A 13,802-nucleotide genomic window follows, 5' to 3' on the forward strand; every position below is an offset into this window, starting at 1 on the left:
AAACATATACACACGATTTCCGGAGAACCCCCGAGTCATTGAATAATTTATATCAAAAAGCAGAACAAAACTCTCTACTGTCAGGACCGCCAAAGCAAGAACTAATTGCGGATCTGCCAGTCTCCGAGCAGCACAAACTTGGTCGAGGTAAGCTCGGTTGCTCCCATGGGACCGTAGGAATGCAGCTTGGAAGTGGAAATCCCGATCTCCGCGCCGAGTCCGAGCTGTCCGCCGTCGTTGAAACGGGTGGAAGCGTTAACTCCAACCATTGAAGCATCAACTTCACGGACAAAGCGCATGGCGCGGTCATGGTTTGTGGTCAGGATTACTTCACTGTGGTTTGAACCGTAGCGGGCAATGTGGTCCTGAGCTTCATTCTGCCCGCAGACAACTTTAACCGCCAGAGTGAGATCAAGATATTCCTGACCCCAGTCGTCAAAATCCGCGGCGAGAGCGCGATGCCCGAGGAGCGGCATGGAGCGGGGACATCCCTTCATGGTCACACCGCTGGCACTAAGCAGAGTTCCGAGGGAAGGCAGAAAATCTTCGGCAATATCCTCGTGAACCAGCAGACATTCAAGCGAGTTGCAGGCCGCGGGCTTCTGGACTTTGGCATTTCTGACAATGTTCATGGCTTCGGGGATGTTGCAGTCGCTGTCCACGTAAATATGGCACACCCCTTTGTAGTGCTTCAGAACAGGCATGGTTGCCTGACTCACCACCGCGCGTATAAGCCCTTCTCCGCCACGGGGAATGACAACGTCAATATATTCATCCATTTTGAGAAGTTCGGAAACAGCCTCACGGTCAGTCACATTGACAACCTGAACCGCATCTGAGGGAAGTCCGGCCCTGTCGAGAGCCTTCTGCAGCAGTGAAGCCAGCGCCAGATTGGAGTGGATAGCCTCCGAACCGCCGCGCAGAACAACCGAGTTACCGGCCTTAAGACACAAAACAGCGGCGTCCACGGTTACATTTGGGCGGGATTCAAAGATCATCATGACCACACCGAGAGGAATACGCATCTTGCCGACCATCATGCCGTTGGGCCTGCGCTCCATGTTCTCAATGCCGCCAACGGGATCGGTCTGCCCTGCGACCTCATTGCAGCCCTGAATCATATATTCCAGCACGGAATCAGAGATTTCAAGACGCTGCAGCCGGGCCTGATCAAGACCGTTTTTCTCTGCGGCTTCGAGATCCTTGCGGTTCTCGGCAAAAATAAATTCCTTTTCCTTTTCCAGCAGTGCGGCCAGTTCGATAATAGCGGCATTGCGGGCGGAGCCGTCAGCGCAGGAGATTTTGCGCGAGGCCTCCTTGGCTTTGTAAGCCACTTCTTTCATTGCTTCATAAAAACTCATTTTCCACCTCAAGTCGGATTATATTAACTGAAATATCAATTTTTCCTTGGTTGAATACAAAATGGCTACTAAGGATATTGCAAAAAAGTCAACTAACATTTACCAATGTCCCCGAACAGCGGTTGTGTTTGTTGGAAAACATGCGGATTTATTTTTTCTATTTTTGTAACCTTTTTCAACAACTTTCGCTTTTAAGCTGAATTTACAGCTAGTTATTTTACACTTTCAGTTTTGACCTTTTTGTCAGACTGAATTATAAAGCTCACTTCAACATTGTATAAAATTCCATCAATTTCTATGGAGGCATTCCTTTAATGGAAGAAAACAAGAACAATACTCAGGACATTCTCAATCAGGTTCACGAATCCACACCCGATACTCTGCACCCTCTTCTGGACTATCTCCTTAAGAACGGAAAAATGATTGTGGCGGGCATAGCCGTAATCATCCTTGTCGCAGCCGGAATATCCGGTGTCAGTTACATGAATGAGCAGAAGCAGCTCAAGGCACAGAGTGAACTCGGTGCAATTCTCATCAAGTATTCCGGAGCCAAACAGGCCGAAGAACTTGCAGCTTTCGAAAAAGAAGCTCCTTCCGACATGAAAGCCGCGGTAAAACTCGCACTTGCCAAGGCCTGGATGGATGCCGAAGATTACGCGAAAGCAGCAACTGTATGGGCTGACATCGCCAACATTTCCAAAGAGATGGCTCCGGTAGCTGAACTCGGCAAAGCTAAATGCGCTCTTCTTTCCGGAAACCCCGGTGAAGCCGTGAAAATCCTTCAGACTCTTAAAAACGGCGGCGCTGAGACCTACGCATCCTCTATTAACAGAATGCTCGGTGAAGCCGCTGAAAAATCCGGTAACATTCAGCTGGCAGTTCAGGCCTATCAGGGACTGATGACCAGCAACCCCAACGAAAGAATGTACCTTGAAGGCAAAATCAAGGAACTCAAAGCCAGACTTTAGAAAAGAGCTGGGCTGTATAATAGATACAGACTGCTCATAAGTGTGCGATTAAGTTTTGTAAAAAAGGGAAGAGGGAGCGAATTAACCTCTTCCCCCTGTTAATCGTGCGCTTGTGAACATCCTGTTAACCCATGACTAAGGAGCACATTCATGGCTCATCCACTTCTCGCGGACAGTCCGGGGATGAAGAAACTGCTTCTCGGCAATGAAGCCATTGTCAGAGGAGCGATTGAGGCCGGAATTCAGGTTGTAACCTGCTATCCCGGCACACCTTCTTCCGAAGTACCGGACACCTTCTTCCGTCTCTCCCCAGAGGGCGATTTCACATTTGAATATTCCGTCAACGAAAAAGTTGCACTGGAAGTAGGCGGCGGAGCAGCAGTTTCCGGTGCCATGACCCTGACCACAATGAAGCATGTAGGTGTCAACGTAGCCGCCGACCCGCTCATGACTCTGGCCTACACCGGAACACCCGGCGGTCTGGTTCTGCTTTCCGCAGACGACCCCGGATGCCACTCCAGCCAGAACGAGCAGGACAACCGCTACTACGCACGTCTTGCCGGAATGCCCTGCATGGAGCCCAGCACAGCTCAGGAAGCAAAAGACATGACCCGCGATGCGCTGAACATGTCCCGCGAAACTTCCGCACCTGTCCTGCTGCGCACCACCACCCGGGTCAACCACCTGCGCGGACCTGTTGAATACGGCGAGATTGCAAAGCTTGCACCCGCTGAAGGATTCAAGAAGAACCCCGCTCAGTTCGTACCTATCCCGGCTTTCGCCCGCCGCATGCACGTGGATCTGCTAGAAAAGCTTGAAACTCTGCGTGAAATGGCTGAGAAATCCGAGTACAACAAGGTTTCCGGCAATGGCAAAATCGGTATCGTTGCTTCCGGTATCTGTCGCGCCTACCTTGCTGACGCTCTGGCTGACACCGGTCTTGGTGACAATTTCAAGGTTCTTGAACTCGGTTTCACCTACCCCATGCCCACAAAGATGGTTACCGACTTCATCAAGTCCGTTGAAAAAGTCCTTATCATCGAAGAACTTGAGCCGTTCATTGAAAATGAAATCCGTGTACTGGCCCAGAAGAACAAAATCGACATAGAAATTGTAGGCAAAGATTCCCCGAACCTGCCTCTCAACGGTGAATACTCCACCCTCAACGTCACTGCCGCCATCCGTGAAGTTCTCGGCATGGAAGCGGAGGCAGTTGAATGTTGCGATGCAGAGGAAGGTCTGCCCATGAGACCGCCGAACCTCTGTGCCGGCTGTACCCACCGCGCAGCTTTTTACGCTGTAAAAAAAGTTTTCGGTCCCGATGCCGTATGTTCATCCGACATAGGATGTTACACCCTCGGTATCCTGCCCCCGCTTAACGCCGCAGACTTCCTGTTCTGCATGGGATCTTCCGTATCCGCCGGATGCGGAGCTTCCAGAGCTGCAGGGCAGACTGTCGTCGGATTCATCGGGGACTCCACCTTCTTCCATTCCGGTATCACCGGTCTGGTGAACGCGGTTTTCAACCAGCACGATATCCTGCTGGTCATCCTCGACAACTCCACCACAGCCATGACCGGCCATCAGCCACACCCCGGCGTTGAGACCACCGCACTAGGTGCCAACCCGGCTCAGGTTGATATCGAGCCCATCGTCAGAGGCTGCGGAGTTACCGAAGTCCGTACCGTCAGCCCGCTGAACCAGAAAGCCATCACCACCGCTCTTGAAGAACTGAAGGAAATCAAAGGCGTAAGAGTTCTTATTGCTAAAGATCCCTGCCCGCTCTTCGCGCGCCGTACTCTCGGCAAAAAGCCTGTACGCGCCGCTTACGTGGAAAACCAGAGTGATGAAGTGCTCAAGGTTATGGAAGAACTGGCCTGCCCCGCATTCGAAAAGACTGCGGAAGGCGTGGAAATCAACGAAATTCTTTGCTCTGGCTGCATGCTCTGCCTGCAGTTGACCAAAGACATCAAAGCCCGGAAAAGGAGCAGCTAATGAGTACAAGGTTGCGTATATTCATGACCGGGGTCGGTGGACAGGGAACCCTCACCGCCACCAATCTGCTTGCGCAGGCTGTTCTTGACGCCGGTGTAGATGTCACTGCCGGAGAAATTCACGGCATGGCCCAGCGTGGCGGTGTTGTTGAATCCGCACTGCTGATCGGGCTGGCCTCCCCTAAAATCGGACATGGCGAAGCTGATGTAATCCTCGGGTTTGAACCTCTGGAAACACTGCGTGCCCTGCCCTATTTGAAGCCCGGCGGAATCGTGCTTTCCAGCACCGAATACATTCCGCCCCTTTCCGTATGCACAGGTAAAGCCGAAAACACCCCCCTTGATGTCATCAAGGAAAAGGTTGCGGCATGTGCCGGAAAAGCATACTACCTCCCCTGCCAGTCTCTGGGCCTTGAAGCCGGAGCTGTGCAGAGCGGAAACATTGCCCTGCTCGGAGCGCTTTGCGCCACTGGTTGTGTTCCTCTTAAACCGGAAGAACTGGCTGCCACCATTAAAACAGCCATGAAACCTAAAATTGCGGAAATCAACCTTAAAGCTCTTGAACTGGGTGTAAAGGCAGTGTCTTAAAAGATGAAAGAAACGACAGCCGCACTCTCTGTGCGGCTGTCGACATTTCGGCCAAATCAGCTATAGTAGCCGATACTGACCCAAAAACTATTACAATAATAATTTTAGGCCGGAACCACGGACTGTAACGATTTAAAGTACAGTTCCAGAAAGCTGAAACAGAAAACAGCCTGGACGGCACGAGAAAAAAAATGACTATTAACGGACTGCCGGAACGAGTGGATAATATCTACCTTTCTACTTTGAGTGAGATTCTGGATTCTATAGCTCCCCATCATGATCTGGAGCCAAGCCTCAATGCAATTCTTGAAGTTTTATCAAAAGACCTCCACTTTCCGCGTGTTTTTCTTGCCATTATGGACAATGAGTCGGATAGACTGAAACTTTCCATCACCCACAGCCCGGCCAAGGACTACTCAGTCACCTACCAGCCGGGCAAAGGGGTTATCGGCCGGGTATATGAATCCGGAGAATCGGTAATTATTCCCCGCATGGCCGATGACAACGAGCTTATCAACAAAGCTTTCAGCAGGTCTGAAGAGGAGCTTCGAACCTCCTCCTACATCTGCGTGCCTATCAAAAGCACCGACTCGGATGGAAATCAGGAAGTGCTGGGAACACTTAGCGTGGATTCCCACGTACTGCCCATGAGCGACCTTATGGAACACAAGCAGTTCCTCGAAGTTGTCGCTTCCATCATTTCCAATCAGGTTTCACGCCTGCAGGAAGAGATGGCCGTGCAGACCCAGATGCTTTCTCAAGGTATGGTCCCGGGGCATGCTGACGTTCCCCCGCCTTCCGACTTTGTTGCTACTTCCAAAAGTATGCGGCAGGTCCTCAGGCAGGCCCGTCAGGTTGGCCCAAGCAGGGCTACCGCACTGCTGCGCGGTGAATCCGGAACCGGTAAGGAACTGCTTGCGGAAGCGATTCACGCATGCAGCCCGCGCCGCGACAAACCTCTGGTTAAACTGAACTGCGCCGCACTTCCCGCCGAACTGGTGGAAAGTGAACTGTTCGGTCACCAGAAAGGTGCTTTTACCGGAGCTTACCAGAACAAACGCGGACTTTTTGAAGTAGCCAACAACGGCACTTTGTTTCTTGATGAAATCGGTGAACTTTCCCTTGATGCACAGGCAAAGGTTCTGCGCGCGATTCAGGAAAAGGAAATCCAGCGTGTAGGTTCTGAACAGCCCATAGCCGTTGATGTGCGCCTCATCAGCGCGACTCACCAGCCGCTTGAGACCCTGCTGCGCGAAGGTAAATTCAGGGAAGACCTTTTCTACCGTATTAATGTTTTTCCTATCTTCATTCCGCCTCTGCGTGAGCGCCGGGAAGATATCCTCCCACTGGCTGAAAAGTTTCTCGATATCTTTTCCAAGGAATACGACAAGGAAATCAAAAGAATATCCAGCCCAGCCATTGACCTGTTCACCCAGTATCACTGGCCGGGGAACGTCCGTGAACTCAAGAACTGCCTTGAGCGCGCGGTACTGATCTGCGAGGAAGAGGTAATCAGGACTTACCACCTGCCTCCCACCCTGCAGACCGCCGAATCCACCGCCACCGATACTTCACTGTCCTTCGGTGAAGCGGTAGCCAAATTCGAGCAGGAGCTTCTCGTTGATTCACTCAAGAAAGCCCGGGGCAACATGCTTCAGGCGGCAAGGGATCTTCGTGTCAGCTACAGGATCGTGAACTACAAGGTCAAAAAGTACAATATAGACGTCAAAAAGTACGCGGGTTCCAAAAAGAAGAAATAAAATGGGCAGTTCCCCTTTCAGCATAATGGCTGCAAGGCCGATCATCCCCGCCCTTATCTGTGTGCTTGTCATGATCATTACGGGTTGTTCCGGCTCCAAAAAGCCGGAACAACCCTTTGTCATTCCCTTTGACTCAAAGTACATCACCACAGACAAAATACTTTCCGTGGCTCCGGCACTGGAGACGGACGGAAGTTCCAGCCGTGATTTTATCTCCATAACGCAGGAGAACTACCTTTTTGAAAACGGCAATGCCACGGCAAAGGTTCAGATATTTCTCAACCGCAAAGCCAAACCTGAAATTCCCGAAATAGGTGAATGGTCGACGGTATCAAAAGGCTCCTGCCTGAGTAACGCTACCGGGGTGGAGTGCTTTACTGCACACATAGACTGCCATTTGATTCGCACTACATATATAGAAACCGGAGAACGCAGTCTGGCGGTCATCAAAGTTCGCAACAGAGCCCGTGAGCCTCAGGAACTCTGTGAGCAATGGGACAACACGAATCTTTCTCCCGATCAGCGGGAAATGGTAAATGATTTCAATAAAATTTCTGATTCGTATTTCAAGTTCGCGATTCCAGTGCCTGCCGCTGCAGAGAAAAAGAACAAACAGAAAGCAACTGCCCACAGCCCCACACAATAAAGTATAATGGACGGGACTAATTTTCTTATCTGGAAATATCGAAAAAAATGCCGAGGCTGCCAACTCTTCAGCCGGTGAAACAATCTGCGAAAATCGTCTACACAATATATTTACCGACAGTCACGCTCTGAGCGTGCTAATTATCAAGCTCTTTCAGGCAACACAAAAATCCCGCAATATCTTCAAGATATTGCGGGATTAATTTTCAAAACAACAGCCACGAATTACGGACTTGGAATAAAGAAACCCTCTCCTTAGATCGAGTCGGGGCTGTCTCCCTCCTGAGTATCAGGAACGGCATATGACTTCCAAAGCACTTCAGGATCACCGAAGTTCTTCTTGGCTTCACGGAAACCGAGATTGAAAGCCTTTACGTTGATGTCCCGAATTTTAGCCGGAAGCACTTCCTCAAGGTTCTTGCGCATCACCCTTTGAACCGTGAAAGGAAGCAGGTAGGTTGCCGCGCCGAGAACAATAGTGTTCATGGCCTGAACCAGCCCTATCTTTTCCTTGGCAAGGCGGGTGAACGGCAGACCGATGTACTGGTTCACAGGCGGCTGTTTAACCAGTTCGGTTTCAATCATAAGCAGCCCGCCGGGCTTGAGATTGCGGTAATACATGTTGCAGGCTTCCTGACTGAGCGCGATAAGCAGGTCAAGGGATTCGGCCTTGGGATAGCTGATGACGCTGGAGCTGACCACGAGATCGGAACGGCTTGCGCCCCCCCTTGCCTCCGGTCCATAGCTCTGTGTCTGGGTTACAAAGTAGCTGTGCCCGAGAGAAAGCCCGGAACCCATGACTTTACCGAGAGTAAGAATACCCTGCCCGCCGAGACCGGAAAGCCTGATTTCAAATCTGTCCAGATGCATATCGGCCATTACGCACCTCCCTGGCAGGTTGCCGCCATCTGGTAGAATTTTTCTTCAAGGCCGGGATCTTCCTTGTTCACAAAAACACCGGAAGGAATTTTTTTAGCCTTTTCAGCCTCGCTGAGCTTTTCATAACGCTCGATGTCGATAACATCCTTTTTGAGCGTCTGAAACATTTCCACCGGGTTCTTGTACTTGTTCTTTCGGCCGAACTGGGTGTGACAAGGAGTAAGAATCTCCACGACTCCGAAACCGGGGCTGCTGATTCCATCCATGATCATCTTATCCAGCTTCTTCACGTGGAAAACAGTTCCACGGGCCACGTAGTTGGCTTTGGCAGCCTTCATCAAATCCACACAGTCAAAACTCTGCTCCATCTGCCCCATGGGGGTGGTCATGGAGAAAGCTCCGCCAGGAGTTGTCGGCGAACACTGTCCGCCGGTCATGCCGTAAATATTGTTGTTGAGAATAAGAGCAGTAACACCGATATTTCTGCGCGCGGCATGAATCAGGTGGTTGCCTCCGATTGCCATTGAGTCACCGTCACCCATCACCACGATTACATGCATTCCGGGCTTTGCCATCTTGATTCCGGTGGCAAAGGTAAGGGCGCGCCCGTGGGTGGTATGAACTGTATTGAAATCAACGTATGCTGCCAGTCTGCCCGAACAGCCGATGCCTGCAACAACGCAGACCTCGTCCTTGGAAAGCCCAAGTCCGTGAATGGAACGGATCAGGGAGCCAAGCACAATACCGTGTCCGCATCCGGCACAGAATACATGGGGAAACTTCTTGTTATGCCTCAGATATTCATGAATGAGTTGTGTTCCTTTCATATCAACCATGACTACACCCGTGTTATAACTTTAAGGATTTCAGCGGGAGTGATGATCTGTCCATCGACCTTATTGATGGTCCGGACACTGACCTGACCACTGTTGACTCTTTTTACCTCTCTTGAAATCTGTCCCATATTCATTTCCGGCACAATCAGGGTCCTGGCCTTGGACATGACCTTTTCAGTTGCCTTTCTGGGATAGGGAAAGAGGGTCGAAAGTTTAAGCAGTCCGGCTTTTACACCAACATCACGGGCCTGCTTTACAGCCAGCTCAGCGGAACGTGCAACCGTTCCATAAGCGATTACGCAGACATCACAGTCTTCGGTATCAACTTCATCCACAATCTGAACATCATGCAGAAACTGGTCTATTTTGCGGAAAAGACGCTCATTGAGTTCCTTGACCTCATCCGGCCTTGAAGTGGGAAAACCGTTCACATCATGGGTCAGACCGGTAACATGAAAACGGTATCCGGAACCGATGGAAGGCATAGGCGGAACACCGCGCACGGTCTCCTCATACGGTTTATACCACTCAGGAGGCATGGTCGGCACGATGCGATTGAAAACTTCATATTCATCATCGTTGGGGATGATGATTTTCTCACGGGTGTGAGCGGTAATCTCATCAATAAGCAGAATCACCGGAGTACGGTATTTTTCCGCCAGATTGAAAGCCTCAATGGTCATGTCCAGACATTCCTGAACATTCGAGGCTGAAAGAACTATTATCGAATGGTCACCGTGGGTTCCCCAGCGGGCCTGCTGCACGTCCCCCTGCGCGGGAGAAGTGGGAAGTCCGGTACTCGGTCCGCCACGCATCACGTTTACGATGACCAGCGGGGTTTCGGTTATACAACCGTAACCAAGATGTTCCTGCATGAGGGAAAAACCCGGCCCGGATGTGGCGGTCATTGCTTTACGCCCGGCAAGGGAGCCGCCGATAACCGCACCCAGCCCCGCAATCTCGTCTTCCATCTGAATGAATGATCCATTGGGGATTAGAGGCAGTCTCTGGGCCATTATTTCCATGATCTCCGAGGAAGGGGTAATGGGATACCCCGCATAAAAAGTACACCCGGCCAAAAGAGCACCTTCTACAACAGCCTCGTTACCTAAAGCGAAAATTTCTTTATTTCTCTTTTTCTTTGGTCTGGCCATGGAAGTTCACCTATCCCTTTTCCGTATCGGAACTCTTTTTGTCCGCAGCACTGCCGTCAGGGGCCGAATCTGCCTTGCGGGCGGCCTTTTCAAGGACAGCCCTACATACCGCGGGGATTTCTTCATCTGCCTTGGGGCGGACCATTATCGCAAAGTCAGGACAGTGCAGTTCACAAAAACCGCAGCTGATACATTCCTCTTCCCTGACAACGACCGCCTTTCCCTGATCGTTCAACTCCATGACCTTGCCCGGACAGAAGGCAACGCATATTCCGCAGCCCTTACACCAATCCGGAAAAATCGTAACCGTGCTATTTCCCTTGCGTTTGACACTCATAACCTGATCCAGGTTGAGGGTAACTAATCCCACCCGTTTTCCTCTCCTGTGAAAACGGGCGCTCCTCGACAACACACCCCGAGAATTCTATAAAAAAATAAACAAGGTGTAAATTCGGCCCTAGCACGGTACAACGGTACATGCAACAGGAATCGAAATATTTATTGTAATATTATAAAATAAACCAAACTCAATTGACAGAAATACACTTTACAAATAACTTGATTTAATAGGGCGAAAATAACTACATAAAAATCTGATTGATCGCACAATCAAGATACAATAACAAAAAAAAGAGCCAGTATTGCATTGGCTCTTTAATTTTTCTACAAAATGAAAAGCATATAATTCACAATTCATTAGAAAGTGAACGAATTATATTTTCAAAAAAGCACAACCGGGAGAACAACACCTCTACTTTATGCCAAGTTCATGTTCACCCTGAAAATAGGCTTCAACAGAGGCAACACTCACAGGCCTTGAAAAAAGGTATCCCTGCCCGAATTCACAACCCATCTCTCTGAGCATCTCCTGCTGGCTGAGCTCTTCTACACCCTCGGCAACTACATTAAGTCCGAGGTTGTGGGCAAGATTGACAATAGCTTTGACTATTTCAGCATTCTCAGCCGATTCACACATTTTGCTGACAAAGCTGATATCAATCTTAAGCTGGTCGAGCGGGAATTCCTGTAGGTTGCTCATGGAAGAGTATCCTGTTCCGAAATCATCAATGGAAACACGAACTCCGGCCTTTTTGAGCCTGTTAAGCATTTCCACAGCCTGTTTGGCCCGCTCCATGATCGCGGTTTCAGTTATCTCAACTTTAAGATTATGGGCAGGAAGGTCAAACTCGCTGAGATTGGACAGAATATTATCCACAAGTGTTGGCTGCGAGAACTGGCGTCCTGAAATATTGATGGACATCATCATGTCTGCGGCGGACCCGTATGTGCTCACCCAGCTCTTCATCTGCCTGCATGATTCGGTAATGACCCAGCTTCCGAGTTCGAAAATAAGACCGGACTCCTCAGCCATGGGAATGAAATCGTTGGGCATCACCAGCCCGCGCTCGGGATGGTTCCAGCGGATCAATGCCTCGAAACCGACAACCCTGCCGTTCTCAAAGGAATAAATGGGCTGATAGTCCAGAAAGAATTCACCGTTGGCGATAGCCGACCGAAGATCACTCTCCAGCTGCATGGCCAGCACTGCCTGATCCAGCATGCGCTTGTTGAAAACCTTGATCCGGTCACGCCCGGCCTCTTTTGCCTGATGCATGGCAACGTTGGCATTCTGGATTATCTCTTCGGGTTTCTCGTAATCAGTAGGACTGAGAAGAACACCGTAGCTTGCCGCCACGTTGATCTTGTGCCCGTCAATTACCAGCGGCACGCTCAGGTTGTCTCTCAGCCTGCGGACAATCCTTATTCCCTCACGGGGGGATGAAAGCTCTTCAAGAACTACGATAAACTCGTCACCACCGAACCTGGAAACGGTATCAAGCTCCCTGATCGCCTGCAGGAGCCGCTTTGAAACCTCAACAAGCAGCTTGTCGCCGATATTGTGGCCCAGACTGTCGTTGACAATCTTGAAACGGTCCAGATCCATGAAGACGACCGCGTAAAAATAATTACTGCGTCTTTTGGCGCGTTCCACAGCCTGAAGAATACGGTCACAGCAGAGCGTTCTGTTAGCCAGCCCGGTAAGAGGATCATGGAGAGCTTCATACTGCAGCTGTTTTTCCATGAACTTGCGCTTGGTAATATCACGCAGGGAAACTCGAAGTCCGAGAGATGAACCGTCATCAGCGGTTACCTGATGGCCTGTGAGGGAAACCCAGCGCAGGAGTCCGTCACGGCGGAACAAGCGCATATCGGTCCCGTCAGCGGAAAGGAATTTACCGTTCATGGCAGCCTGCCAGTATTCACGGTCACTCTTGTGCAGGATGTTCTCCACCCGCATGGGGCCTTCCATGAAGTAAGCCTTGGGATATCCGGAAATACGCTCACATGAGGGACTGACGTACTTGACCGATCCTGTCGGGCCGATCCACATTTCCCAGTCAAAAGTATATTCCGCTATGGTGCGGTATTCTTCTTCGGAAGCCCTCAGGGCTTTTTCCATCAGTTTGTAATTTGAAATATCCGTAGTGAAGGCAAAGGTCAGCTTGTCGAGATCACTCTCATAAAGATGGGTCGCATTGATGAACAGATCCACCTCACGTCCATCCCTGTTGGTGAAACTCAGTTCAAAACGGTAATCAGAGGACTGCCTTTCAGTAAAACGATCCGCTGCATATTCTCCCAGAACGTCCCGGACTGAACCTCCGAGCAGTTCTTCCCGCCCTGCCCCTACAAGACGGCAGAAGGCGGGGTTTACATCAAGAATCACCAGCGAGTCATCAATCATGAAGAAGCCTTCAGCTGTGGTTTCCACCAATGCCCGGTAGCGTTTCTCACTCTTAATGAGTGAACGCGCCGCCTTTTCCCGCTTATGAATCTCACCCTGCAGTTCCTTGTTCACTTCTTCCAGACGCCGCTCACGGCTGGCGATCTCCTCGGTCATGCTGTTAAAGCGGGCCCCAATCTCAAGAAGCTCAATATATTGAACTTCCTCGAAACGGTACGAGAAGTCACCCATGGCTACCTTATCCATGCCCTTCCGGAGTCGGGCCAGAGGGTTGCGAATAAAGTAATCCAGAAGAAAACCGGTGATCACATAGATAACCGCAACGGAAGTGATAAAAGTAAGGCTTGAGACAAAGAGAATCCAGTCGAGGTTGCGGCTGTAGGATTTGCTTGAGAGCTCCAGCTTAATCGTCCCGATTTTCTCTTTGTCGATGAAAAGATCTCTGGTGCGGATGATTGGATTGTCGTCCTCCTCACCGGGACGCACAAAATTGAAAAGTATTTCGCCATTGAAGTCCGTAATCTGAAGTTTGGCGAACTGATCATTCTGGGTGTACGCGCTGCACACATGTTTGATCGAAGCCATATCAAAATTCCAGATCGGAAAGGTGACAGACTTGGCAAGCTGTTCAATGTAGGTGTCGGCTTTTTCCTCGAACTCCTGACGGAGCATCTTGGAACGCCCGAAATATTCATAGGCGGTGACTAGCCCGATAATTATAGCCAAGGCAAAAACCAGACATGCAGATAGATCTCTGGAGATTGACCTTTCCCCTCTTTTGAACGGGAAAATATTTTTTTTACGAGCTGCCTTTTGTTCCGTCATTTAGAGAGCACCACAAGTAGATATTTACTGATTTAAATTCAAGTAG

At 50.2% G+C, this 13,802-nt stretch carries 11 protein-coding genes; 5 read left to right on the plus strand and 6 right to left on the minus strand.

The features are described from left to right. Positions 1-101: 101 nt before the first annotated feature. Positions 102-1,361: a glutamate-5-semialdehyde dehydrogenase gene (locus ACZ5PW_RS14560; protein ID WP_464554962.1), complete on the minus strand. Its 1,260-nt coding sequence runs from the start codon at positions 1,359-1,361 to the stop codon at positions 102-104. Positions 1,362-1,675: 314 nt separating this feature from the next. Here ACZ5PW_RS14560 and ACZ5PW_RS14565 point away from each other — a divergent pair, with 314 nt between their 5' ends. The 5 genes from ACZ5PW_RS14565 to ACZ5PW_RS14585 all read left to right on the plus strand — a co-directional run bounded on the left by ACZ5PW_RS14565 (position 1,676) and on the right by ACZ5PW_RS14585 (position 7,317). After that, entirely contained in the window at positions 1,676-2,329 is a 654-nt protein-coding gene (locus tag ACZ5PW_RS14565) for a tetratricopeptide repeat protein (RefSeq protein WP_464554964.1), read from the plus strand. Between the two features lie 150 nt (positions 2,330-2,479). Beyond that, complete coding sequence (gene iorA, locus ACZ5PW_RS14570; RefSeq protein ID WP_464554965.1) at positions 2,480-4,324, plus strand: indolepyruvate ferredoxin oxidoreductase subunit alpha; 1,845 nt, start codon at positions 2,480-2,482, stop codon at positions 4,322-4,324. Next, positions 4,324-4,911, plus strand: a complete 588-nt coding sequence (locus tag ACZ5PW_RS14575) for an indolepyruvate oxidoreductase subunit beta (RefSeq protein WP_464554967.1) — start codon at positions 4,324-4,326, stop codon at positions 4,909-4,911. The genes iorA and ACZ5PW_RS14575 overlap by 1 nt, the downstream gene beginning before the upstream one ends. A 191-nt stretch (positions 4,912-5,102) precedes the next feature. Beyond that, complete coding sequence (locus ACZ5PW_RS14580; protein ID WP_464554968.1) at positions 5,103-6,671, plus strand: sigma-54-dependent Fis family transcriptional regulator; 1,569 nt, start codon at positions 5,103-5,105, stop codon at positions 6,669-6,671. A gap of 1 nt (position 6,672) precedes the next feature. Then, a complete protein-coding gene (locus ACZ5PW_RS14585; protein WP_464554971.1) occupies positions 6,673-7,317 on the plus strand; it encodes a hypothetical protein in 645 nt (214 codons plus the stop codon). 254 nt (positions 7,318-7,571) lie between these two features. Here the strand turns inward: ACZ5PW_RS14585 and ACZ5PW_RS14590 are convergent, their stop codons facing one another. From ACZ5PW_RS14590 to ACZ5PW_RS14610, 5 genes are all read right to left on the minus strand, one after another. Next, positions 7,572-8,195, minus strand: coding sequence for a 2-oxoacid:acceptor oxidoreductase family protein (locus tag ACZ5PW_RS14590; RefSeq protein WP_464554976.1), 624 nt, complete (start codon positions 8,193-8,195; stop codon positions 7,572-7,574). Beyond that, positions 8,195-9,031 carry a 2-oxoacid:ferredoxin oxidoreductase subunit beta gene (locus tag ACZ5PW_RS14595; RefSeq protein WP_464554980.1) on the minus strand — a complete coding sequence of 279 codons (837 nt, stop codon included), beginning with the start codon at positions 9,029-9,031 and terminating at the stop codon, positions 8,195-8,197. The genes ACZ5PW_RS14590 and ACZ5PW_RS14595 overlap by 1 nt, the downstream gene beginning before the upstream one ends. 2 nt (positions 9,032-9,033) lie before the next feature. After that, positions 9,034-10,185: a 2-oxoacid:acceptor oxidoreductase subunit alpha gene (locus ACZ5PW_RS14600; RefSeq protein WP_464554983.1), complete on the minus strand. Its 1,152-nt coding sequence runs from the start codon at positions 10,183-10,185 to the stop codon at positions 9,034-9,036. A 10-nt stretch (positions 10,186-10,195) separates the two neighbouring features. Continuing rightward, positions 10,196-10,522, minus strand: a complete 327-nt coding sequence (locus ACZ5PW_RS14605) for a 4Fe-4S dicluster domain-containing protein (protein ID WP_464560421.1) — start codon at positions 10,520-10,522, stop codon at positions 10,196-10,198. A gap of 414 nt (positions 10,523-10,936) precedes the next feature. Next, positions 10,937-13,756 (minus strand): EAL domain-containing protein, encoded by a 2,820-nt coding sequence (locus ACZ5PW_RS14610; protein WP_464554985.1) that lies wholly within the window; start codon positions 13,754-13,756, stop codon positions 10,937-10,939. Positions 13,757-13,802 lie beyond the last annotated feature (46 nt).

This window comes from Maridesulfovibrio salinus (assembly GCF_055394525.1).

Bases quoted from the DNA above. Each gene is read 5' to 3' on its own strand.
- ACZ5PW_RS14560 (WP_464554962.1), bottom strand. From the start codon at position 1,361: ATGAGTTTTTATGAAGCAATGAAAGAAGTGGCTTACAAAGCCAAGGAG.
- ACZ5PW_RS14565 (WP_464554964.1), top strand. From the start codon at position 1,676: ATGGAAGAAAACAAGAACAATACTCAGGACATTCTCAATCAGGTTCAC.
- iorA (WP_464554965.1), top strand. From the start codon at position 2,480: ATGGCTCATCCACTTCTCGCGGACAGTCCGGGGATGAAGAAACTGCTT.
- ACZ5PW_RS14575 (WP_464554967.1), top strand. From the start codon at position 4,324: ATGAGTACAAGGTTGCGTATATTCATGACCGGGGTCGGTGGACAGGGA.
- ACZ5PW_RS14580 (WP_464554968.1), top strand. From the start codon at position 5,103: ATGACTATTAACGGACTGCCGGAACGAGTGGATAATATCTACCTTTCT.
- ACZ5PW_RS14585 (WP_464554971.1), top strand. From the start codon at position 6,673: ATGGGCAGTTCCCCTTTCAGCATAATGGCTGCAAGGCCGATCATCCCC.
- ACZ5PW_RS14590 (WP_464554976.1), bottom strand. From the start codon at position 8,195: ATGGCCGATATGCATCTGGACAGATTTGAAATCAGGCTTTCCGGTCTC.
- ACZ5PW_RS14595 (WP_464554980.1), bottom strand. From the start codon at position 9,031: ATGGTTGATATGAAAGGAACACAACTCATTCATGAATATCTGAGGCAT.
- ACZ5PW_RS14600 (WP_464554983.1), bottom strand. From the start codon at position 10,185: ATGGCCAGACCAAAGAAAAAGAGAAATAAAGAAATTTTCGCTTTAGGT.
- ACZ5PW_RS14605 (WP_464560421.1), bottom strand. From the start codon at position 10,522: ATGAGTGTCAAACGCAAGGGAAATAGCACGGTTACGATTTTTCCGGAT.
- ACZ5PW_RS14610 (WP_464554985.1), bottom strand. From the start codon at position 13,756: ATGACGGAACAAAAGGCAGCTCGTAAAAAAAATATTTTCCCGTTCAAA.